The sequence below is a fragment of the Escherichia sp. 94.0001 genome (assembly GCF_013369155.2).
In the GTDB taxonomy this organism is placed as follows: domain Bacteria; phylum Pseudomonadota; class Gammaproteobacteria; order Enterobacterales; family Enterobacteriaceae; genus Escherichia; species Escherichia coli_F.
On record NZ_JABWMS020000057.1, the window covers coordinates 1 to 23,604 of the forward strand.

General features: G+C 51.1%; 21 protein-coding genes. 4 read left to right on the top strand and 17 right to left on the bottom strand.

What is annotated here, in order from left to right; translation table 11 throughout:
* Nucleotides 1–159 precede the first annotated feature (159 nt).
* The 15 genes from glmS to asnC form a co-directional block, all read right to left on the bottom strand.
* A complete protein-coding gene (gene glmS / locus HEN33_RS19365; RefSeq protein WP_000334093.1) occupies nucleotides 160–1,989 on the bottom strand; it encodes a glutamine--fructose-6-phosphate transaminase (isomerizing) in 1,830 nt (609 codons plus the stop codon).
* Nucleotides 1,990–2,150: 161 nt separating this feature from the next.
* The gene (gene glmU / locus HEN33_RS19370) at nucleotides 2,151–3,521 is read right to left on the bottom strand and encodes a bifunctional UDP-N-acetylglucosamine diphosphorylase/glucosamine-1-phosphate N-acetyltransferase GlmU (RefSeq protein WP_000933745.1); all 1,371 of its coding nucleotides are present in this window, start codon (nucleotides 3,519–3,521) and stop codon (nucleotides 2,151–2,153) included.
* Between the two features lie 351 nt (nucleotides 3,522–3,872).
* Entirely contained in the window at nucleotides 3,873–4,292 is a 420-nt protein-coding gene (locus HEN33_RS19375) for a F0F1 ATP synthase subunit epsilon (RefSeq protein ID WP_001251965.1), read from the bottom strand.
* 20 nt (nucleotides 4,293–4,312) lie between these two features.
* Entirely contained in the window at nucleotides 4,313–5,695 is a 1,383-nt protein-coding gene (gene atpD / locus HEN33_RS19380; protein WP_000190506.1) for a F0F1 ATP synthase subunit beta, read from the bottom strand.
* A gap of 26 nt (nucleotides 5,696–5,721) precedes the next feature.
* Complete coding sequence (gene atpG / locus HEN33_RS19385; protein WP_000896498.1) at nucleotides 5,722–6,585, bottom strand: F0F1 ATP synthase subunit gamma; 864 nt, start codon at nucleotides 6,583–6,585, stop codon at nucleotides 5,722–5,724.
* Between the two features lie 50 nt (nucleotides 6,586–6,635).
* Nucleotides 6,636–8,177 (bottom strand): F0F1 ATP synthase subunit alpha, encoded by a 1,542-nt coding sequence (atpA, locus tag HEN33_RS19390; RefSeq protein ID WP_001176745.1) that lies wholly within the window; start codon nucleotides 8,175–8,177, stop codon nucleotides 6,636–6,638.
* A gap of 12 nt (nucleotides 8,178–8,189) precedes the next feature.
* Complete coding sequence (gene atpH, locus HEN33_RS19395) at nucleotides 8,190–8,723, bottom strand: F0F1 ATP synthase subunit delta (protein ID WP_001288587.1); 534 nt, start codon at nucleotides 8,721–8,723, stop codon at nucleotides 8,190–8,192.
* Between the two features lie 14 nt (nucleotides 8,724–8,737).
* A complete protein-coding gene (gene atpF / locus HEN33_RS19400) occupies nucleotides 8,738–9,208 on the bottom strand; it encodes a F0F1 ATP synthase subunit B (RefSeq protein ID WP_001052219.1) in 471 nt (156 codons plus the stop codon).
* A 61-nt stretch (nucleotides 9,209–9,269) separates the two neighbouring features.
* Entirely contained in the window at nucleotides 9,270–9,509 is a 240-nt protein-coding gene (atpE, locus tag HEN33_RS19405; RefSeq protein ID WP_000429386.1) for a F0F1 ATP synthase subunit C, read from the bottom strand.
* A 46-nt stretch (nucleotides 9,510–9,555) separates the two neighbouring features.
* On the bottom strand, nucleotides 9,556–10,371 hold the full coding sequence (gene atpB / locus HEN33_RS19410; RefSeq protein WP_000135618.1) for a F0F1 ATP synthase subunit A: 816 nt from the start codon (nucleotides 10,369–10,371) through the stop codon (nucleotides 9,556–9,558).
* An 8-nt stretch (nucleotides 10,372–10,379) separates the two neighbouring features.
* Nucleotides 10,380–10,760 (bottom strand): F0F1 ATP synthase subunit I, encoded by a 381-nt coding sequence (atpI, locus tag HEN33_RS19415; RefSeq protein ID WP_000116699.1) that lies wholly within the window; start codon nucleotides 10,758–10,760, stop codon nucleotides 10,380–10,382.
* Between the two features lie 616 nt (nucleotides 10,761–11,376).
* A complete protein-coding gene (rsmG, locus tag HEN33_RS19420; protein WP_000932851.1) occupies nucleotides 11,377–12,000 on the bottom strand; it encodes a 16S rRNA (guanine(527)-N(7))-methyltransferase RsmG in 624 nt (207 codons plus the stop codon).
* A 63-nt stretch (nucleotides 12,001–12,063) separates the two neighbouring features.
* Nucleotides 12,064–13,953, bottom strand: a complete 1,890-nt coding sequence (gene mnmG / locus HEN33_RS19425) for a tRNA uridine-5-carboxymethylaminomethyl(34) synthesis enzyme MnmG (RefSeq protein WP_000499784.1) — start codon at nucleotides 13,951–13,953, stop codon at nucleotides 12,064–12,066.
* A gap of 377 nt (nucleotides 13,954–14,330) precedes the next feature.
* A complete protein-coding gene (mioC, locus tag HEN33_RS19430) occupies nucleotides 14,331–14,774 on the bottom strand; it encodes an FMN-binding protein MioC (protein WP_000763742.1) in 444 nt (147 codons plus the stop codon).
* Nucleotides 14,775–14,863: 89 nt separating this feature from the next.
* Complete coding sequence (gene asnC / locus HEN33_RS19435; RefSeq protein ID WP_000432970.1) at nucleotides 14,864–15,322, bottom strand: transcriptional regulator AsnC; 459 nt, start codon at nucleotides 15,320–15,322, stop codon at nucleotides 14,864–14,866.
* A 151-nt stretch (nucleotides 15,323–15,473) separates the two neighbouring features.
* Here asnC and asnA point away from each other — a divergent pair, with 151 nt between their 5' ends.
* On the top strand, nucleotides 15,474–16,466 hold the full coding sequence (asnA, locus tag HEN33_RS19440) for an aspartate--ammonia ligase (RefSeq protein ID WP_000845090.1): 993 nt from the start codon (nucleotides 15,474–15,476) through the stop codon (nucleotides 16,464–16,466).
* A gap of 4 nt (nucleotides 16,467–16,470) precedes the next feature.
* Here asnA and viaA read toward each other — a convergent pair whose 3' ends face one another.
* Both viaA and ravA read right to left on the bottom strand, forming a co-directional pair.
* Nucleotides 16,471–17,922, bottom strand: coding sequence for an ATPase RavA stimulator ViaA (gene viaA / locus HEN33_RS19445; protein WP_176263041.1), 1,452 nt, complete (start codon nucleotides 17,920–17,922; stop codon nucleotides 16,471–16,473).
* Complete coding sequence (gene ravA, locus HEN33_RS19450) at nucleotides 17,916–19,412, bottom strand: ATPase RavA (protein ID WP_176263040.1); 1,497 nt, start codon at nucleotides 19,410–19,412, stop codon at nucleotides 17,916–17,918. Before ravA ends, viaA begins: the two co-directional genes overlap by 7 nt.
* Nucleotides 19,413–19,634: 222 nt before the next feature.
* Here ravA and kup point away from each other — a divergent pair, with 222 nt between their 5' ends.
* The 3 genes from kup to rbsA all read left to right on the top strand — a co-directional run bounded on the left by kup (nucleotide 19,635) and on the right by rbsA (nucleotide 23,602).
* Nucleotides 19,635–21,503, top strand: coding sequence for a low affinity potassium transporter Kup (gene kup, locus HEN33_RS19455; protein ID WP_000102332.1), 1,869 nt, complete (start codon nucleotides 19,635–19,637; stop codon nucleotides 21,501–21,503).
* 166 nt (nucleotides 21,504–21,669) lie between these two features.
* Nucleotides 21,670–22,089 carry a D-ribose pyranase gene (rbsD, locus tag HEN33_RS19460; RefSeq protein WP_001355071.1) on the top strand — a complete coding sequence of 140 codons (420 nt, stop codon included), beginning with the start codon at nucleotides 21,670–21,672 and terminating at the stop codon, nucleotides 22,087–22,089.
* A 7-nt stretch (nucleotides 22,090–22,096) separates the two neighbouring features.
* The gene (rbsA, locus tag HEN33_RS19465) at nucleotides 22,097–23,602 is read left to right on the top strand and encodes a ribose ABC transporter ATP-binding protein RbsA (RefSeq protein ID WP_176263039.1); all 1,506 of its coding nucleotides are present in this window, start codon (nucleotides 22,097–22,099) and stop codon (nucleotides 23,600–23,602) included.
* Nucleotides 23,603–23,604 lie beyond the last annotated feature (2 nt).

Here is a 23,604-nt window from a genome sequence, read left to right on the forward strand (position 1 = left end):
ATATAAATATTATTAAAACAGTAAAAAATCAAGTGCGTAATAGGACATCACCAATAATTCAGAATATATTTATATTAATTTGTGCATCAATAATAAACCGTTGATACACTTTATAAAAAAGGCCGCCCGTCGGCAGCCCTTTTATATCAATGATGAAAATTACTCAACCGTTACCGATTTTGCCAGATTACGCGGCTGGTCAACGTCAGTGCCTTTAATCAGCGCAACGTGATAGGCCAGCAGCTGCAGCGGAACGGTGTAGAAGATCGGTGCAATCACCTCTTCCACATGCGGCATCTCGATGATGTGCATGTTATCACTGCTCACAAAACCAGCATCCTGATCGGCGAAGACGTACAGTTGACCACCACGCGCACGAACTTCTTCAATGTTGGATTTCAGTTTTTCCAGCAGTTCGTTGTTCGGTGCGACGACGATAACCGGCATATCCGCGTCAATCAGCGCCAGCGGACCGTGTTTCAGTTCGCCTGCTGCGTAGGCTTCCGCATGAATATAAGAGATCTCTTTCAGCTTCAATGCGCCTTCCAGCGCAATTGGGTACTGATCGCCACGGCCCAGGAACAGCGCGTGGTGTTTGTCAGAGAAATCTTCTGCCAGAGCTTCAATGCGTTTGTCCTGAGACAGCATCTGCTCAATACGGCTCGGTAACGCCTGCAGACCATGCACGATATCATGCTCAATAGAGGCATCCAGACCTTTCAGGCGAGACAGCTTCGCCACCAGCATCAACAACACGGTTAACTGAGTGGTGAATGCTTTGGTGGACGCCACGCCAATTTCCGTACCCGCATTGGTCATCAGCGCCAAATCGGATTCACGTACCAGCGAAGAGCCAGGAACGTTACAGATTGCCAGCGATCCAAGGTAACCCAATTCTTTTGACAGACGCAGACCCGCCAGGGTATCCGCGGTTTCACCGGACTGCGACAGAGTGATCATCAGGCTGTTACGACGCACGGCTGATTTGCGATAGCGGAATTCAGAGGCGATTTCAACATCGCACGGAATACCTGCCAGCGCTTCAAACCAGTAGCGGGAAACCATACCGGAGTTGTAAGAAGTACCACAGGCGAGGATCTGAATATGTTCAACCTTCGACAGCAGTTCGTCGGCGTTCGGTCCCAGCTCGCTCAAATCAACCTGACCGTGGCTGATGCGCCCGGTAAGGGTGTTTTTGATCGCGTTCGGCTGTTCGTAGATCTCTTTCTGCATGTAGTGGCGGTAAATACCTTTATCGCCCGCGTCATATTGCAGATTGGATTCGATATCCTGACGTTTCACTTCCGCGCCAGTTTTATCGAAGATGTTTACCGAACGGCGAGTGATTTCCGCAATATCGCCTTCTTCAAGGAAGATAAAGCGACGGGTCACTGGCAACAGCGCCAACTGGTCAGAAGCAATAAAGTTTTCGCCCATGCCCAGGCCAATCACCAGCGGGCTACCAGAACGAGCCGCCAGCAGGGTATCCGGGTGACGGGAGTCCATAATTACCGTACCGTACGCGCCGCGCAGTTGCGGAATAGCACGCAGAACAGCCTCACGCAGAGTACCGCCTTGTTTCAGTTCCCAGTTCACCAGGTGTGCAATCACTTCGGTGTCGGTTTCAGAAACGAAGGTATAGCCACGTGCTTTTAACGCTTCACGCAGCGGTTCATGGTTTTCGATGATGCCGTTATGCACCACCACAATGTGTTCAGAAACATGCGGATGCGCATTCACTTCTGAAGGTTCGCCGTGCGTCGCCCAGCGAGTGTGAGCAATCCCGGTGCCGCCATGCAGAGGATGTTCTTCCGCTGCCTGGGCCAGCATCTGGACTTTACCGAGGCGACGCAGGCGGGTCATATGACCTTCTGCATCTACAACCGCCAGACCGGCAGAGTCATATCCGCGGTATTCCAGACGACGTAAACCTTCAAGAAGGATTTCTGCTACATCACGTTGCGCGATCGCGCCAACAATTCCACACATAGTTTTTGATTCCGATTTATATCGTTGTCGGTCAACCTGTATGCCCGTTTTTCGGGCGCCCCGAGCCTTTGTAGAGAGTGGGGTTATTTTTATAGTTACTGCTTGTGGGCGGGAGATTATGTTATCTCCTCACCCCATATGGCCGGATTACCCAGCCAGAATTACTTTTTCTTTACCGGACGACGCCAGCCTTCTTTTTGCGACTGCGGCACACGGCTGATTGCCAGAGCATTTTCGCCAACATTACGCGTCACAGTTGTACCCGCAGCAATGGTTGCGCCTTTGCCTACCGTTACCGGGGCCACCAGCTGAGTATCGGATCCAACAAACACATCGTCGCCAATAATGGTTTTAAATTTATTGGCACCATCGTAGTTGCAGGTAATGGTTCCTGCGCCGATGTTGACGTTATCGCCAATTTCCGCATCCCCCAGGTAAGTCAGATGACCAGCTTTCGAGCCTTTACCCAGACGCGCTTTTTTCATCTCAACGAAGTTACCGACGTGTGCGCCTTCCAGCAACTCAGCACCAGGACGCAGACGGGCAAACGGGCCAATGGTACAGGCCGCTGCCAGATTCGCATCTTCCACAACGGTATACGGGCTAATTTCGCAATCATCGCCAATCACGCTGTTTTTAATCACGCAACCGGTGCCGATTTTCACACGATTACCGAGAGTCACGTTGCCCTCGATGATAACGTTAGTATCAATTTCAACATCGCGCCCGTGAGTAAGCGTACCGCGCAGATCAAAACGCGCCGGATCGCGCAGCATAACGCCTGCTAACAGCAGCTTTTCAGCTTGTTCGGACTGATAAACGCGCTCCAGTCGGGAGAGTTGCAAGCGATTATTCACGCCTTCTACTTCGCTTAAACGTTGCGGATGAACGGCAACAATTTCACGTCCTTCCTGATACGCCAGCGCAATAATGTCGGTGATGTAGTATTCGCCCTGCGCATTATTATTGGTCAGCTTCGCCAGCCAGCGTTTCATATCTGCGCCGTTGGCGATCAGAATGCCGGTGTTGATCTCCTGAATCTGACGCTGCTCGTCGGTGGCATCTTTGTGCTCAACAATGCCGGTAACTTTGCCGTTTTCACGGGTGATACGTCCATAACCGGTCGGATCATCCAGTTTCACCGTCAGCAGACCAATGCCACCCTGCGGTTTAGCATCACGCAGGCGCTGGAGTGTTTCAACAGAGATCAGCGGCACGTCGCCGTAGAGCATTAAAATGTCTTCGTCATCGGCAAAAAAAGGTGCGGCTTGCTGCATTGCATGGCCCGTACCCAGCTGTTCTGCCTGAAGCACCCAGTTCAGGTTATCGTCTTTCAACGCCTGTTTAAGCAGATCGCCGCCGTGACCGTACACCAGGTGAACGTGCGCTGCGCCTAATTCATTCGCAGCATCAATGACATGCTGAACCATCGCTTTCCCGGCAAGGGTATGCAGCACTTTCGGAAGATCGGAATACATGCGCGTGCCTTTACCTGCGGCAAGGATCACTACGCTCATAGCATTATTCAACATACGCGTCCTGACTGTAATTTGAGAACGAATTTAAACCGCTTCACCTTGAAAAAACTACATTTTTTTCATCGTGAAATGGACAGAGGATAAATTGTTCAATAACGGATTATCCCCGCTGACGAAAGCGCCATTTTCGACCATCGTCACGCCTTTTGTCTGCAGAAAATTAAGGCAGTACCTTCATTTAAGCGTCAGGTGGATGTTTTTGCTCTTATTTCGATCAATGAATAAACGGGAAACAGGGGGTTTTATATCAGCAGGATCTATGTGAACGCTCTTCAGGACGGGTCAATACGCGTAAAAAAAAGCCAGTCTGTTTCCAGACTGGCTTTTGTGCTTTTCAAGCCGGTGTTACATCGCTTTTTTGGTCAACTCGATAACGCGCAACTGCGCGATCGCTTTGGCCAGTTCCGCAGACGCCTGAGCGTAATCTACGTCGCCGTGAGAGCTGCTAATGTGCTCTTCAGCCTTACGTTTCGCTTCCATGGCTCGCGCTTCGTCGAGATCCTGGCCGCGAATTGCGGTGTCGGCCAGAACGGTCACGTTGCCAGGCTGCACTTCAAGAATGCCGCCAGACAGATAGATAAACTCTTCGTGACCGTGCTGTTTCACGATGCGAATCATACCAGGCTTAATGGCGGTGAGCAGCGGTGCGTGGCCAGGGTAAATGCCCAGTTCACCTTCGCTACCCGTTACCTGGATTTTCTCGACCAGACCAGAGAACATTTGTTGCTCTGCGCTGACGACGTCCAGGTGGTAAGTCATTGCCATATCACCCTCCGATTAAGGCGTTAAAGTTTTTTGGCTTTTTCCACAGCTTCTTCGATGGAACCGACCATGTAGAACGCCTGCTCCGGCAGGTGATCGTATTCGCCTTCCATGATGCCTTTAAAGCCACGGATGGTGTCTTTCAGGGAGACGTATTTACCCGGAGAACCGGTGAATACTTCTGCCACGAAGAACGGCTGGGACAGGAAGCGCTGGATCTTACGAGCGCGCGCTACCACCAGTTTGTCTTCTTCAGACAGTTCATCCATACCCAGGATGGCGATGATGTCTTTCAGTTCCTGATAACGTTGCAGGATGGACTGAACGCCACGCGCGGTGTCGTAGTGTTCCTGACCAACCACCAGCGGGTCCAACTGACGGCTGGTAGAGTCCAGCGGGTCAACGGCCGGGTAGATACCCAGAGACGCGATCTGACGGCTCAGTACCACGGTTGCGTCAAGGTGCGCAAAGGTGGTTGCCGGAGACGGGTCAGTCAAGTCATCCGCAGGTACGTATACCGCCTGTACGGAGGTGATAGAACCAGTTTTGGTGGAGGTGATACGTTCCTGAAGAACGCCCATCTCTTCCGCCAGAGTCGGCTGATAACCTACCGCTGAAGGCATACGGCCCAGCAGTGCGGATACTTCCGTACCGGCCAGGGTGTAACGATAGATGTTGTCAACGAACAGCAGAACGTCACGACCTTCGTCACGGAATTTCTCAGCCATGGTCAGGCCGGTCAGTGCAACGCGCAGACGGTTTCCCGGCGGCTCGTTCATCTGGCCATATACCAGGGATACTTTGTCGATAACGTTGGAGTCGGTCATTTCGTGGTAGAAGTCGTTACCCTCACGAGTACGTTCACCTACGCCCGCAAACACAGAGTAACCGGAGTGCTCGATCGCGATGTTACGAATAAGCTCCATCATGTTTACGGTTTTACCTACACCCGCACCACCGAACAGACCGACTTTACCGCCCTTAGCGAACGGACACATCAGGTCGATAACTTTGATACCGGTTTCCAGCAGTTCCTGAGAGTTTGACAGCTCTTCGTAGGAAGGTGCTGCGCGGTGAATCGCCCAACGCTCTTCTTCACCGATCTCGCCTTTCATGTCGACCGGTTCACCCAGTACGTTCATGATACGGCCCAGAGTCGCTTTACCTACCGGGACTTCGATCGGGTGTTCGAGGTCTTTTACATCCAGACCGCGACGCAGACCGTCGGAGGAACCCATTGCGATGGTACGCACGATACCGCCGCCGAGCTGCTGCTGAACTTCCAGCACCAGACGCTCATTACCATTTTGCACCTCAAGAGCATCGTACACGCGCGGTACGGCATCCTGAGGGAATTCGACGTCAACTACGGCGCCGATTACCTGGACAATCTTTCCAGTAGCCATCTTAAATCCTCTACGAAATAACCTGTTTAAACCGCGGCGGCCCCCGAGACGATCTCGGTGAGTTCCTGAGTAATGCTGGCCTGACGAGCTTTGTTGTATACCAACTGCAGCTCTTTAATCAGGCTGCCGCCATTGTCGGTCGCGGCTTTCATCGCCACCATACGGGCGGCCTGCTCGCTGGCCAGGTTTTCAACCACGCCCTGATAAACCTGAGATTCGACATAACGACGCAGCAGGGTATCCAGCAACGCCTTCGGATCGGGTTCGTACAGGTAATCCCAGGATTTATGTTTCAGATCATCATCATCTGATGCCGGTAACGGCAACAGCTGGCTGATGGTCGGAACCTGAGACATGGTGTTAATAAATTTGTTGCTGACAATGTAAAGCTTGTCCAGACGGCCTTCATCGTAGGCCTGCAACATCACTTTTACCGGACCGATCAGTTCGGACAGGGAAGGGTTATCCCCCATGCCGGTGACCTGGGCAACAACATTGCCGCCCACGGAGTTGAAGAAAGACACACCTTTTGAGCCGATCATTGCGAGGTCGCATTGAACGCCTTTGTCGGTCCAGGTCTTCATTTCCGCCAGCAGTTTTTTGAACAGGTTAATGTTCAAACCACCGCACAAACCACGGTCGGTCGACACCACCAGGTAGCCCACGCGTTTAACGTCGCGGTCTTCCAGGTATGGGTGCTTATATTCCAGATTACCGTGTGCAAGGTGACCAATCACTTTGCGCATGGTTTCTGCATAAGGACGGCTGGCCGCCATGCGATCCTGCGATTTACGCATTTTGGAAGCGGCGACCATCTCCATCGCTTTAGTGATCTTTTGCGTGTTCTGGACGCTTGCGATCTTACTACGTATCTCTTTTGCGCCGGCCATGAGCTTCTCCTCAATGCCTTGCGGCCTGCCCTAAGGCAAGCCGCCAGACGTTACCAGGATTGGGTTGCTTTGAAGGAATCGAGGATGCCTTTCAGCTTGCCTTCGATTTCGTCGTTGTAGCCACCGGTCTGGTTGATCTCTTGCATCAACGGAGCGTGATCACGGTCGACGTAAGCCAGCAGAGCGGCTTCGAAGCTGCCGATTTTCGACAGTTCAACATCCGCCAGGTAACCACGTTCTGCTGCGAACAGAACCAGAGACTGTTGCGCTACGGACATCGGCGCATACTGTTTCTGTTTCAGCAGTTCGGTCACTTTCTGACCGTGGTCAAGCTGCTTACGTGTTGCATCGTCAAGGTCGGATGCAAACTGAGAGAACGCTGCCAGTTCACGATACTGTGCCAGAGCGGTACGGATACCACCGGACAGTTTTTTCATGATCTTGGTCTGTGCTGCACCACCAACACGGGATACGGAGATACCCGGGTTAACCGCAGGACGAATACCGGCGTTGAACAGGTTGGTTTCCAGGAAGATCTGACCATCGGTAATGGAGATTACGTTAGTCGGAACGAACGCAGAAACGTCACCCGCCTGAGTTTCGATAATCGGCAGCGCGGTCAGAGAACCGGTTTTCCCTTTCACTTCACCTTTGGTGAAGGCTTCAACGTATTCGGCGTTAACACGCGCAGCACGCTCCAGCAGACGAGAGTGGAGGTAGAATACGTCGCCCGGGAATGCTTCACGTCCTGGCGGACGACGGAGCAGCAGGGAGATCTGACGGTAAGCAACAGCCTGTTTAGACAGGTCATCGTAAATGATCAGCGCATCTTCACCGCGGTCACGGAAGTATTCGCCCATTGCGCAACCGGCATACGGCGCCAGGTATTGCAGTGCAGCGGATTCAGACGCGGTTGCTACCACAACGATGGTGTTAGCCAGTGCGCCGTGCTCTTCCAGTTTACGTACCACGTTAGAAATAGTGGACGCTTTCTGGCCGATAGCGACATAGATACATTTGATACCGGAATCGCGCTGGTTAATGATGGCATCGATTGCCAGTGCGGTTTTACCGGTCTGACGGTCACCGATGATCAATTCACGCTGACCACGACCGATTGGGATCATGGAGTCAACGGCTTTATAACCGGTCTGTACCGGCTGATCTACGGACTGACGTTCGATAACGCCCGGGGCGATAGCTTCTACAGCAGAGAAGCCGTCGTGATCCAGCGGACCTTTACCGTCGATTGGTGCACCCAGAGTGTTAACCACACGGCCCAGCAGGCCACGGCCAACCGGAACTTCCAGGATACGGCCAGTACACTTAACTTTCATGCCTTCGGCAAGGTCAGCGTACGGACCCATAACAACCGCACCTACAGAGTCACGCTCGAGGTTCAGTGCGATAGCGTAACGGTTACCCGGCAGGGAGATCATTTCACCCTGCATACAATCGGCCAGGCCGTGGATGCGGATAACACCGTCACTTACAGAAACAATAGTACCTTCGTTGTGAGCTTCACTCACAACATTGAACTGAGCAATGCGCTGCTTGATCAGTTCGCTGATTTCGGTGGAATTCAGTTGCATGCTCCAGTCCCCTTAAGACTGCAAGACGTCTGCAAGGCGCTCAAGACGACCGCGTACGCTGCCATCAATGACCATATCACCCGCTCGGATGATAACGCCTGCCATTACAGACTTATCGATTTTGCAATTCAGCTTAACTTTGCGTGACAGACGTTTTTCCATCGCAGCAGAAATTTTCGCGAGCTGTTGTTCACTCAACGCGGCAGCGGAAATGACGTCTACCTCAGCGGTAGCCTCACTCACAGCACGCAGGTGAATAAACTGCTCCAGAACATCCGGGAGCGCGTTAAGACGACCATTTTCAGCCATAACCCGAATCAGGTTCTGACCGTTTTCGTCCAGTTGCTCACCACAAACTGCGATAAACGACTCGGCGAGCGTTTCTGGCGCAAGCGCGCCAGAGAGAAGCTCTGCCATTTGTTCGTTTTTGGTTACCTCGGCGGCAAACGCCAGCATGTCCTGCCAGCGTTCTACACTTTGGTGTTCGACGGCAAAGTCAAAAGCTGCTTTGGCGTAGGGGCGAGCTACCGTAATAAATTCAGACATCAGCCCCTCCCTCCTTACAGTTCAGCGACAAGTTTATCCACGATGTCGCTGTTAGCAGCTTCATCCACGGAACGTTCGATGATCTTCTCGGCGCCAGCAACAGCCAGGATAGCAACTTGCTTACGCAGCTCTTCACGGGCACGTTTACGCTCGGCTTCAATTTCCGCCTGCGCCTGGGCCACGATTTTAGTACGTTCCTGCTCTGCTTCAGCTTTAGCTTCGTCCAGAATCTGCGAGCGGCGTTTGTTCGCCTGCTCGATGATTACCTGGGCTTCCGCTTTCGCTTTTTTCAGCTGGTCGGTCGCGCTGGCCTTTGCAAGGTCAAGGTCCTTATGTGCTCGTTCTGCGGAAGCAAGGCCGTCAGCAATTTCTTTTTGACGTTTTTCGATGGCTGCCATTAATGGCGGCCATACGTACTTCATGCAGAACAGAACGAACAGGACAAACGCGATGGCCTGGCCGAGGATTGTTGCGTTAAGATTCACAGCACAATGCCTCTATTTAGTTAACGTTCTGATATTGCTCTTTAAATAAAAGCAACGCTTACTACGCGACAGCGAACATCACGTACAGACCCAGACCTACAGCGATCATCGGGATAGCATCCACCAGACCCATAACGATAAAGAACTGAGTACGCAGCAGAGGAATCAGATCAGGTTGACGCGCTGCGCCTTCCAGGAATTTACCCCCGAGGATGCCGATACCGATCGCAGCACCGATTGCCGCCAGACCCATCATCACAGCGGCAGCCATGTACAGCAGATCCATATTCAGGTTTTCCATGACAGTCTCCAGTTTGTTTCAGTTAAAACGTAGTAGTGTTGGTAAATTAATGTTCTTCAGACGCCATCGACAGATAGACGATCGTCAGAACCATGAAGATGAAGGCTTGCAGCGTAATGATCAGGATGTGGAAAATGGCCCACGGCACATTCAGGATCCACTGTGACCACCACGGCAACAGACCAGCAATCAGAATGAAAATCAGCTCACCGGCATACATGTTACCGAACAGTCGCAAACCGAGTGAAACTGGTTTGGACAGCAGGCTTACCCCTTCAAGGATTAAGTTGACAGGAATGAACGCCCAGTGATTGAACGGCTGCAGCGTCAACTCTTTCGTGAAGCCGCCGATGCCTTTCATTTTGATGCTGTAGAACAGAATCAGGATAAATACGCCCAGTGCCATAGACAGCGTTACGTTCACGTCCGCAGACGGAACCACACGCAGTGCCGGCAGCCCCAGTACATGTTCAGCGATGTACGGCAGCAGATCGATAGGCAGTAAGTCCATCAAGTTCATCAGGAATACCCAGACGAAAATCGTCAGGGCCAGCGGAGCAATCAGCTTGCTTTTGCCATGGTACATGTCTTTCACGCTACCATTAACAAAGCCGATCACCAGCTCAATCGCGGTCTGAAACTTACCTGGCACGCCGCTGGTCGCCTTTTTGGCTACACTACGGAATAAAACCAGGAACAACAGACCCAGCACCACCGAGAAGAACATGGAGTCAATATTGATTGTCCAGAAGGTGGCTGGGGGGTTATGCGGATCCACCAGCGAGAATGTACGCAGGTCCAGCTGAAGGTTATTCAGGTGGTGTCCTATGTAATCCTGCGGCGTCATATTTTCTGAAGCCATGATGCCTTTTACCCTTTGTTGTTAATTACAGCCGGTGCCAGTATCTGAACCACCAGCACCAAAACCCACGTAACGATCAGCGGCAAGAATACCGCCTTTAAAACCGCCAACGCCACCACCAGTAACACCAACATCGCCAGAACTTTGAAAGCTTCGCCAAATGCGAATGTCCAGGCCACCCGGCCTTTCGCTGGTGTATGTGCCTGGTGACGCCAGGCAAATATCATAAACAAAACGTTAGGCAGAAAGACTGCCAGGCCTCCACTTAATGCAGAGACGCCCCAGAAGGGGTCTTTGAGGCTGAACAGCAATCCACTTGCTATCACCACCAGTAACTGAACGAGCAGAAGCTTCCGAGCAACGTTTCGACTCACGAGCGACACAGACATCACGTTTTTCACTCCTGCTCCCTTCGAGGTATGCCGCGTGTCGTATAAAACTTTCTTTAAGGCTTAGAGTCAAGCATCAAAAAGCGGTCAAATTATACGGTGCGCCCCCGTGATTTCAAACAATAAGTAGCCAAAAGGTGAATAAATGTTTAAATATTTTTCCAGTGCATACAATTGCGACTTTTCTGCTAACGCTGTTCGATCATGAAAAACTGTAAATAACGCGTAAACACTGGCGATAAAGCGTGCTTCAGATCACATATTGAGCATGTTCGCGCACAGCATATTTATTTACTTGGCAAATGATGCCATTGCAAGTTTATGATATTTAAGTCCAAAAACAGACACTCTTTTAATAAGTGACATTTACACAACAAAAACCACCCATTGACATTTTTAATAATGTTTTAACAGATGATTATGGTTCTTAGCGCCGATTTTTAGCAGCCTGATATTTTCACTGCTGACTTATTTTCTGCTTACCCAAAAAAGCCACGTTAGCTCGTTGATGCAAAAGAGTGAACGTGGCGTTAAATGTAACCAGTTATATCAGTAGAAAACCTGGTTGTTGTTAACAGTCTAACCGGTCATTTTTTTATGTTTTTTTTGATAAAAATTAAATTTTATTTGCTTTAATCACCACCAGATGACGTTCGCCATCCAGGGCCGGAACGTGAAGTTTAACCACTGATTCGACCTGATATTCTTCGGGCAACAAAGCGATTTCATCTTCCGGTATTTGGCCTTTCAGCGCGTAGAAACGACCTTGCTCACCAGGAAGATGGTGGCACCAGCTCACCATATCGTTCAGAGAGGCAAAGGCGCGGCTAATTACGCCATCAAATGGCGGCTCAGAAGGAAACTCTTCTACCCTGCTCTGTACTGGCTCAATATTCTCCAGTTTAAGCTCATGTTGCACCTGACGAAGGAAACGCACGCGTTTACCAAGGCTATCCAACAACGTGAAATGGGCTTCAGGACGCACGATAGAGAGTGGAATGCCAGGCAGTCCTGGTCCGGTGCCGACATCGATAAACCGATCACCTTGCAGATACGGTGCCACCACAATGCTATCGAGAATATGGCGTACCAGCATCTCATTAGGATCGCGGACCGAAGTCAGGTTGTACGCTTTATTCCATTTATGCAGCATATTCACGTAGGCAATTAGCTGGTTTTTCTGGTGATCGGTAAGCGAAATTCCTGCGTCTTTCAGCAGAGAGGAGAGTTTGTTGAGCACGGTGATTACCTGTTCTTGATGCGTAGCCCGGTAAGCGGGTGCTTACCAGGCATTTTTAATGCGTTATGCGCTACGACGCAGCATACCCTGTTTTTTTAGCCACACCAGTAGAATGGAGATGGCAGCAGGCGTGACGCCAGAAATACGCGAAGCCTGACCGATAGAAGCCGGTTTGTGATCGTTAAGTTTGGCGATCACTTCGTTAGAAAGACCGGATACCTGGCGGTAATCCAGCGTCGCTGGCAGCAAGGTATTCTCGTTACGCTGCTGCTTTTCGATCTCATCTTGCTGGCGCGCAATATAACCTTCGTATTTAACCTGAATCTCAACCTGTTCCGCCGCCTGTTCGTCTGTCAACGCAGGGGCAAAAGGCGTCAGCATGGTTAATTTTTCATAAGTCATTTCCGGACGACGCAGCAGATCTTCACCACTGGCTTCACGGGAAAGCGGCGCAGTCAGGTGAGCATTCACTTCGGCTGCAGCTTCCGCCGACGGGGTTACCCATGTCGATTTCAGACGCTGACGCTCACGCTCGATATTCTCAAGCTTCTCGTTAAAGCGCGCCCAACGTTCGTCATCCACCAGGCCCAGTTCACGACCGATTTCAGTCAAACGCAGATCCGCATTATCTTCGCGTAGCATCAGGCGATATTCTGCACGCGAGGTAAACATACGGTACGGTTCTTTGGTTCCTAAAGTGCACAGGTCATCAACCAGTACACCGAGATACGCCTGAGAACGTGCCGGAGCCCAACCTTCTTTGTCAGCAGACAGGCGAGCAGCGTTAAGACCAGCCAGCAAACCTTGCGCAGCGGCTTCTTCGTAACCGGTAGTGCCGTTAATCTGACCAGCAAAGAACAGCCCCTGGATAAACTTGCTCTCCAGCGTCGGTTTCAGGTCGCGAGGATCGAAGAAGTCATACTCAATGGCATAACCCGGACGCACGATCTTCGCGTTTTCCATCCCCTGCATGGAGCGGACGATTTGCATCTGCACATCGAACGGCAGGCTGGTGGAGATACCGTTCGGATAAATTTCGTTAGAGGTCAGCCCTTCCGGTTCAAGGAAGATCTGATGCTGATTTCTGTCGGCGAAGCGCATGACTTTGTCTTCGATCGACGGGCAGTAGCGTGGGCCGACACCTTCGATCACCCCTGCGTACATTGGGCTACGATCGAGGTTACTGCGGATCACATCATGGGTTTTCTCGTTGGTATGAGTGATATAACACGGCACCTGCTGGGGATGCTGGGACGCATTGCCCATAAACGAGAATACCGGCATTGGGTTATCGCCATGCTGTTGCGCCAGCACGCTGAAGTCGATAGTACGCGCATCAATACGCGGCGGTGTCCCGGTTTTCAGACGACCAACGCGCAGCGGCAGTTCACGCAAACGGCGAGAGAGCGGAATGGACGGCGGATCACCAGCACGGCCACCGCTGTAGTTATCCAGACCGATATGAATTTTACCGTCGAGGAACGTCCCAACGGTGAGCACGACGGCTTTGGCACGGAACTTCAGTCCCATTTGGGTAACAGCACCGACCACGCGATCGTTTTCGACAATAAGATCTTCAACCGCCTGCTGGAAGATCATCAGATTCGGTTGATTCTCCAGCGCCGTGCGTACCGCCTGGCGATAGAGTACGCGATCCGCCTGAGCACGGGTAGCACGAACAGCCGGACCTTTGCTGGCGTTTAGTATCCTAAACTGGATGCCTGCTTGATCGATCGCTTTCGCCATCAGACCGCCGAGTGCATCCACTTCTTTTACCAGATGTCCCTTCCCAATACCGCCGATCGCCGGGTTGCAGCTCATCTGCCCCAGAGTGTCGATATTGTGTGTCAAAAGCAGAGTCTGTTGACCCATACGCGCCGCGGCCATCGCGGCCTCGGTGCCTGCATGACCCCCGCCAATGATGATGACGTCAAAAGGATCCGGATAAAACATGGTGATTGCCTCGCATAACGCGGTATGAAAATGGATGAAGCCCGGGCCGTGGATTCTACTCAACTTTGTTGGCTTGAGAAAGACCTGGGATCCTGGGTATTAAAAAGAAGATCTATTTATTTAGAGATCTGTTCTATTGTGATCTCTTATTAGGATCCCACTACCTTGTGGATAACAAGGATCCGGCGTTTAAGATCAACAACCTGGCAAGGATCATTAGCTGTGAATGATCGGTGATCCTGGTCCGTATAAGCTGGGATCAGAATGAAGGGTTATACACAACTCAAAAACTGAACAACCGTTGTTCTTTGGATAACTACCGGTTGATCCAAGTTTCCTACCAGAGTTATCCACAACAGATCGCACGATCTGTATACTTATTTGAGTAAATTAATCCACGATCCCAGCCATTCTTCTGCCGGATCTTCCGGAATGTCGTGATCAAGGATGTTGATCTTCAGTGTTTCGCCTGTCTGTTTTGCACCGGAATTTTTGAGTTCTGCCTCGAGTTTATCGATAGCCCCACAAAAGGTGTCATATTCACGACTGCCAATACCGATAGCGCCAAAGCGGACCGCAGAAAGATCGGGCTTCTGTTCCTGCAATGCTTCATAGAAAGGAGAAAGGTTGTCCGGAATATCTCCGGCACCGTGGGTTGAGCTGATAACCAGCCAGATCCCCGAGGCAGATAAATCTTCCAACAGCGGACCGTGCAGCGTTTCGGTGGTAAAACCCGCCTCTTCCAGCTTTTCAGCCAGGTGTTCTGCCACATATTCGGCACCGCCGAGGGTGCTGCCGCTGATAAGAGTGATATCTGCCATAAACCGCCACCTTTATTAAGAGTGGCGTATTGTACGCTGTGAACGCGTTGGGATCTACCTGTGGAAAAGTATGGGATTAAAAAAGCTGATCATGGCTTAATGGTACGCATGATCGGGTTTTGCAGGACGATCAGTGTCTCGGTGGACTGAATTTCATCAATTGTTTGGATCTTGTTGATAAGTACATGCTGGAGAGCATCGATCGAACGGCACATCACTTTGATAAAGATGCTGTAGTGGCCAGTTGTGTAATAGGCTTCAGTGACTTCATCGAGGCTTTCCAGCTTTGCCAGCGCGGAAGGATAGTCTTTGGCGCTCTTTAATATAATGCCGATAAAGCAGCCTACGTCATAACCGAGCTGCTTCGGGCTGACATCAATACGTGCCCCGGTAATGATCCCCGCCTGCTTCATTTTCTCTACTCGAACGTGAATTGTCCCCGGACTGACGCCAAATTGTTTCGCCAGTTCGGCGTAAGCGGTGCGCGCATTGCCCATTAATGCTTCCAGGATGCCACGGTCCAGATTGTCGATCAGATAATTTTCCATAGGATTTTCTTATGCGGATTGATGATTCATTCTATTTTAGCCCTCTTTTTTAATGAATCAAAAGTGCATGAGGCTTTTTATTGAATGATTATTGCATGTGTGTCGGTTTTTGTTGCTTAATCATAAGCAACAGGACGCAGGAGTATAAAAAATGAAAACCGCTTACATTGCCAAACAACGTCAAATTAGCTTCGTGAAATCTCACTTTTCTCGTCAACTGGAAGAACGTCTGGGGCTGATCGAAGTCCAGGCGCCGATTCTTAGCCGTGTGGGGGATGGCACGCAGGATAACTTGTCGGGCTGTGAAAAAGCGGTGCAGGTAAAAGTGAAAGCTCTGCCTGATGCCCAGTTCGAAGTGGTTCATTCACTGGCGAAGTGGAAACGTCAGACCTTAGGGCAACATGACTTCAGCGCGGGCGAAGGGCTATACACGCACATGAAAGCCCTTCGCCCCGATGAAGACCGTCTTTCCCCGCTGCACTCGATCTATGTAGACCAGTGGGACTGGGAGCGCGTAATGGGCGACGGCGAGCGTCAATTCTCGACTCTGAAAAGCACGGTAGAGGCGATCTGGGCGGGAATTAAAGCAACCGAAGCTGCAGTTAGCGAAGAGTTTGGCCTGGCACCGTTCCTGCCGGATCAGATCCACTTCGTACACAGCCAGGAGTTACTGGCTCGTTATCCGGATCTCGATGCCAAAGGACGTGAGCGGGCGATTGCGAAAGATCTTGGCGCGGTATTCCTCGTCGGGATTGGCGGCAAGTTGAGTGATGGTCATCGTCACGACGTGCGCGCACCGGATTATGATGACTGGAGCACCCCGTCAGAGCTGGGCCATGCGGGTCTGAACGGCGATATTCTGGTATGGAACCCGGTACTGGAAGATGCGTTTGAGCTTTCTTCCATGGGGATTCGCGTGGATGCCGATACGTTGAAACATCAGCTGGCGCTGACCGGTGATGAAGATCGTCTGCAGCTGGAGTGGCATCAGGCGCTGCTGCGCGGTGAAATGCCGCAGACCATCGGCGGCGGTATCGGGCAGTCTCGTTTGACCATGCTGCTGCTGCAACTGCCACATATCGGCCAGGTTCAGTGTGGTGTATGGCCGGCAGCTGTTCGCGAGAGCGTCCCTTCTCTGCTGTAATTGTTTATCGCCGCCAGCGTCTGAGCAGGCGGCTTCGCATCCCGGTATCAAAGCGCCAGATATGATCGAAAATGCGCATGATGCCGGGTTTGCCATGTGCCGACATCGCCACGGCATGAAAGCGATGCTGATGTACCCGCTGCAACTCTTTCACTTTGCTCGTCACGTCGTCAGGCAACCGCTGGGCGATAAAATCAGAAATCACCACCGCATCGGCGTCAAACCACTCCCGACTTTGCAAGCGTTCCATAATGGCGCGAAAACAACTGGCAAGATCGGTACCGCCACGAAACTGCTGGCTTAAAAAACGGATTGCTTGTTCGATGCCTTGTGGGCCTGAAAGCTCATAACGGACGATCTCGGTGGAAAATAACATAATAAAGCAGCGACGATTTTCAGCGAGGGCTATGCGCATCAATGCCAGACAGAACGCTTTCGCACACTGTTCATTAAAGCCGCCCATTGAGCCGGAAGTATCCACGCAGACAATAAACGGTCCGCGCGGCTGTTCGTCGTAATCTTTATGAACTACCGGGCGTTCGATCACTTTTTCACGCCACGACTCACCGTGAAGGCGATAGGTGAGCAACTGTTTTTCCACCAGCCGACGATAAAACTCATATTCCAGTTCCGTTATCCCCAGCGTCGCCAATTCCGGTGGTAGAAGGCGTAAAATATCGTCGCTTTGTTGCAGTCCATCAACCTGCTCAGGAACGGTCGCCGGTTCGCGCACCATGGTACGGAAGGTTTCCATCTGCGCATCGTTGCGCGGTATTGATTTGGCTTCCCGGGAACGCCCCAACTGTTCTGCCAGGCGTTTCAGTTCCGGCTGTTCGTTAAGAAATTCACCGTATTTCACAATCAACTGATAGTCGCCACGTTTAAGCTGACCGGCGCTCATATCCCACAGACGACCAGCTGCGGTATTGTTATCTGCGAGAATCGGTTCAAGTTGCCCGCTCAGCGTCATGCGTTCCTGAACTTCACTCAACAGTTGTTCGCGTTCTTCTTCTAATAGCTGTTGATTTAACGTCGTTGCTTGCACGATCAGACTTAAACGCCAACGCTGGAGAAAAAGTGTGTGTAACGCTGAAGTGATCGTGCTGTTAGCATCAACCAACTGTCGGGCTTGTTCTGCCCATGGGGAATTCAGACGATGCAGTAAGTCCAGGATCTGTGGTAGCTGCACAATAAACTGCGGCGTGGAGAGGAGCTGGCTTACCTGATAGCACATCACCTCTTCGGTGAGTTCCGGCGGGACTCGGGCATCTTTCAGCCGACTGCGCAGCGCCTCACGCCAGCGGGGAACATCATCAGTGATTGCCGCCTTCAGTCGTGGGAATTTTTCAAAGAAGACTGCCAGCTGCGGTGAGGCCAGCAGCGCGATGATCATCTCTTCGATCAATCCCTCTTCGCTGACGGCCAGCATCACATTAAGCGTATCCAGCGTTAGCATTGTTGTGCCTGGCGAATCTGTGCGCCGACATCCTGTAGGCTGGCTTCAATGCGACCTAACCAGTCGCCAGGGATAAACAGACATTTTTGCTGTTCGCTGAATAAAGCGTGTTGCTTACGCCAGTCGCTTTCAAGCTCTTCCAGTTGTTGTTTTATTTCACCTGGCAGACCTTCAGCCGATGAACCGGGAAGTGCCAGCGTACTGCCTTGTAAACTTACATCGCGTACAACAAGATGTTGGGCACTATCAACTTCCAGATTCAGTTTCTGGGCAAAGCCGATACCGTTCAGTTTGCCGCGAATTTCACCACCTTTACTCAGCCACTGTTCCAGCGCGTTACGCTCAAAGGAGATATGAACCACTTCCATATCATGCAGTTTTAACGGTTTTTGCAGCAGCAGAGTCAGAGTGGAAGCAGTAACGTTAACAGGGAGTTGATACTGCTGACGACGGCTGAAAATGCCGCCCAGACGAATTACCGTTAAGGCTGTTTTATCGCTTTGTTGCTGCTGTAGTTGCAGGTGACGTTGCACAATCGCGCCCAGGCGGGTCAACATCCCTTGCTGTTGCCAGGCATGACCGGTCATCAATACATCAATTTGTTGTTGTATCAAATTCAGGCTTTGCGCGTCATACCACAGGCAATCTTTCAGCAAAATGAGATCTACCGGGGCAACAGCACTGCGACCGCTAAAAAAGGCGCTGGCCTGCAATAAGCGGATCGCTTTTTTCCAGCGACGATCCGAGACATAAGGCGCATCCGGTAATTTATCCAGTTGCTGGCGCAGCATAAAAATCAGCTCAAATACATGATCGGGCAGCGTAATTTCACCAATCTCTTTCTGCCAGCGTTCATATTCTTCATCAGTGACCAGCAAGGAGGCAGGAACAGGATTGTCATTTTCATCCTGTTGACTGGTCAGCATGGAGCGGAAATTCGCTTTATCCTGCACTTTATCTAACCACAGACGAATCAGCATGCGGTCATATAACGCTTCCAGACTGCTGTCTGCTTCCGGCAGCTCGTTGGAGGCCGCCACCAGCAGACGCATCGGGATTTTTTCTACGTGTGCACCGTTACGGAACTGGCGCTCGTTAATGGCGGTGAGCAAGGTATTAAGAATTGCCGGGCCCGCTTTCCAGATCTCATCAAGAAAGACGATTTCTGCTTCCGGCAGGTAACCGCTGGTTAAACGTTCATAGCGCCCTTCATCTTTTAGCGCCTGAATAGAAAGGGGACCAAAAACTTCTTCCGGCGTGGAGAAGCGGGTCATCAGATATTCAAACGCGCGGGCATTCTGAAAGGCGAATTTTAAGCGCCGGGCGATCAAACTTTTGGCAATGCCTGGCGGGCCAAGGAGGAACATACTTTCACCACTTAATGCCGCTAATAAACACAAGCGGATGGCGTGGCTACGTTCATAAAGCCCCTTTTCCAACGAACTGCTCAGGCGGGAAATTCTTTCCGCTAATAAATGAGGGTGAGCCATAATGAAGTGGCGTCCTTTCGTCAAAAGTTCTGCGTAAATTGCGAGTATAGACGTTTCTTGCTGGTGGCTAAAATAGTCTCAAAGGGGGGTTATTTTTCTTTGAGCCAGGTTAATGTGGCCGCATTTAGGAGTACGATTTTGCCGTTAATCGTGCATACTGTGCGCTTTTTTGTGGGCCAAGGGACTAAGCACACATTTCATATTTCAACGAAAGACTAGTCTATGAGCACTGATAATAAGCAATCATTGCCCGCGATTACCCTCGCGGCGATTGGAGTTGTCTACGGCGATATTGGTACCAGCCCGTTATATACACTTCGTGAATGTTTGTCCGGCCAGTTTGGTTTTGGCGTTGAACGCGATGCCGTGTTTGGCTTTTTATCGCTGATCTTCTGGCTGCTAATCTTTGTGGTTTCCATTAAATATCTCACCTTCGTGATGCGGGCAGATAACGCCGGTGAGGGGGGGATCCTGACGTTGATGTCGCTTGCCGGGCGTAATACGTCGGCGCGAACCACATCAATGCTGGTGATTATGGGGCTAATCGGCGGCAGCTTTTTCTATGGTGAAGTCGTCATAACACCCGCTATTTCGGTGATGTCTGCCATTGAAGGTCTGGAAATCGTCGCCCCGCAGCTGGATACCTGGATAGTTCCCCTCTCAATCATCGTTCTCACTTTACTATTTATGATTCAAAAACATGGCACGGCTATGGTCGGTAAGCTGTTTGCGCCGATCATGCTGACCTGGTTTTTGATTCTGGCAGTACTGGGGTTACGTAGCATTATTGCTAACCCGGAAGTGCTGCATGCGCTGAATCCGATGTGGGCGGTGCATTTCTTCCTTGAATATAAAACGGTTTCGTTTATTGCGTTAGGGGCAGTGGTGCTGTCGATTACCGGTGTCGAGGCGCTGTACGCTGATATGGGGCACTTTGGTAAGTTCCCGATTCGCCTGGCGTGGTTCACCGTCGTATTGCCTTCATTAACTCTTAATTACTTTGGCCAGGGCGCTCTGTTGTTAAAGAACCCGGAAGCGATTAAGAACCCGTTCTTCCTGTTGGCACCGGACTGGGCGCTGATCCCGCTGCTGATCATCGCCGCACTGGCGACGGTAATTGCCTCGCAGGCGGTTATTTCTGGCGTCTTCTCATTGACGCGTCAGGCGGTACGTCTGGGATATTTGTCGCCGATGCGTATTATTCACACCTCCGAAATGGAGTCAGGGCAAATCTATATTCCGTTTGTGAACTGGATGCTCTATGTCGCGGTCGTGATTGTGATTGTCAGCTTTGAGCACTCCAGCAACCTGGCGGCGGCGTACGGGATTGCGGTGACCGGAACCATGGTGCTGACATCTATTCTCTCGACTACCGTGGCACGTCAGAACTGGCACTGGAATAAGTATTTTGTTGCGCTGATCCTGATTGCTTTCCTTTGTGTCGATATTCCATTGTTCACCGCTAACCTCGATAAACTGCTCTCCGGCGGCTGGTTGCCATTGAGCCTCGGTACGGTGATGTTTATCGTGATGACCACCTGGAAGAGCGAGCGTTTCCGCTTGCTGCGGCGGATGCATGAACATGGCAACTCTCTGGAGGCGATGATTGCTTCGCTGGAGAAATCACCGCCCGTTCGCGTGCCTGGGACCGCGGTGTATATGTCACGTGCAATCAACGTCATTCCCTTTGCGCTGATGCATAACCTTAAACATAACAAGGTATTGCATGAGCGGGTGATTCTGTTAACTCTGCGCACCGAAGACGCGCCTTATGTCCATAACGTCCGTCGGGTACAGATTGAACAACTGTCGCCCACTTTCTGGCGCGTGGTGGCAAGTTATGGATGGCGGGAAACGCCAAACGTGGAAGAAGTTTTCCACCGCTGTGGTCTGGAAGGATTAAGTTGCCGGATGATGGAAACCTCCTTCTTTATGTCGCATGAATCACTGATCCTCGGCAAACGTCCGTGGTATTTGCGTTTGCGCGGCAAGCTGTATTTGCTGTTGCAACGTAATGCGCTGCGCGCACCGGATCAATTTGAAATCCCGCCAAACAGGGTTATCGAACTGGGTACTCAGGTCGAAATTTAACGCCAGACGCCTCCTTTCTCCATAAGGGGGCGTTTTTGTTTTCATGGTTAATCACCATGTAAAACGTTTCGATGTTGATCACATTTCCGTAACGTCACGATGGTTTTCCCAACTCAGTCAGGATTAAACTGCGGGTCAGCGAAACGTTTCGCTGATGGAGAAAAAAATGAAAAAAGGCACCGTTCTTAATTCTGATATTTCTTCGGTGATCTCCCGTCTGGGACATACCGATACGCTGGTGGTGTGTGATGCTGGTTTACCCATCCCCAAAAGTACAACGCGTATCGATATGGCATTAACCCAGGGGGTACCTTCTTTTATGCAGGTGCTGGGCGTCGTCACAAATGAAATGCAGGTCGAGGCTGCCATTATCGCGGAAGAGATCAAACAACATAATCCGCAACTCCACGAAACGTTGCTCACTCACCTTGAGCAGCTGCAAAAACACCAGGGAAATACCATTGAAATTCGTTACACCACGCATGAACAATTCAAACAACAAACCGCAGAAAGTCAGGCGGTAATTCGCAGCGGAGAATGTTCTCCGTATGCGAATATCATTCTCTATGCTGGCGTGACGTTCTGAGGCCGTCATGGAAGCATTACTTCAGCTTAAAGGCATCGATAAAGCCTTCCCGGGCGTAAAAGCCCTCTCGGGCGCAGCGTTAAATGTCTATCCTGGCCGCGTGATGGCGCTGGTGGGCGAAAACGGCGCGGGTAAATCCACCATGATGAAAGTGCTTACTGGTATCTATACTCGCGATGCCGGTACGCTTTTATGGCTGGGGAAAGAAACGACGTTTACCGGACCGAAATCATCCCAGGAAGCCGGCATTGGAATCATCCATCAGGAACTGAACCTGATCCCGCAGTTAACCATTGCCGAAAACATTTTCCTCGGTCGTGAGTTTGTTAATCGCTTTGGCAAAATTGACTGGAAAACCATGTATGCCGAAGCGGATAAATTGCTGGCTAAACTTAACCTGCGTTTTAAAAGTGACAAGCTGGTGGGCGATCTTTCCATCGGTGACCAGCAAATGGTTGAAATTGCCAAAGTGCTGAGCTTTGAGTCGAAAGTCATCATTATGGATGAACCGACCGATGCGCTGACCGATACCGAAACCGAATCCCTGTTCCGCGTCATCCGCGAGCTGAAATCGCAAGGCCGCGGTATTGTCTATATCTCCCACCGCATGAAAGAAATCTTCGAAATTTGCGATGACGTTACTGTTTTTCGTGACGGGCAATTTATTGCTGAGCGCGAAGTGGCATCACTGACCGAAGATTCGCTGATTGAGATGATGGTGGGCCGCAAGCTGGAAGATCAATATCCACACCTGGACAAAGCGCCGGGAGATATCCGCCTGAAAGTCGATAATCTCTGCGGACCTGGCGTTAACGATGTCTCTTTAACTTTACGCAAAGGCGAAATTCTTGGCGTCTCTGGTTTGATGGGCGCAGGTCGTACCGAACTGATGAAAGTGCTCTACGGCGCACTGCCGCGCACCAGCGGTTACGTCACCCTGGATGGGCATGAAGTCGTTACCCGTTCACCGCAGGATGGCCTGGCAAACGGCATTGTGTATATCTCCGAAGACCGTAAACGTGACGGTTTAGTGCTGGGTATGTCAGTAAAAGAGAATATGTCGCTGACCGCGCTGCGCTACTTCAGCCGCGCTGGCGGCAGTTTGAAGCATGCCGATGAACAGCAGGCAGTAAGTGATTTCATTCGTCTGTTTAATGTGAAAACGCCGTCAATGGAACAGGCAATTGGTCTGCTCTCCGGTGGCAATCAGCAAAAAGTGGCGATTGCCCGCGGTCTGATGACACGCCCCAAAGTGTTGATCCTTGATGAACCTACCCGTGGCGTAGATGTCGGCGCGAAAAAAGAGATCTATCAACTGATTAACCAGTTCAAAGCCGATGGCTTGAGCATCATTCTGGTGTCATCGGAGATGCCAGAAGTATTAGGCATGAGCGATCGCATCATCGTCATGCATGAAGGGCATCTCAGCGGGGAATTTACTCGTGAGCGGGCCACCCAGGAAGTGTTAATGGCTGCCGCTGTGGGCAAGCTTAATCGCGTGAATCAGGAGTAAAA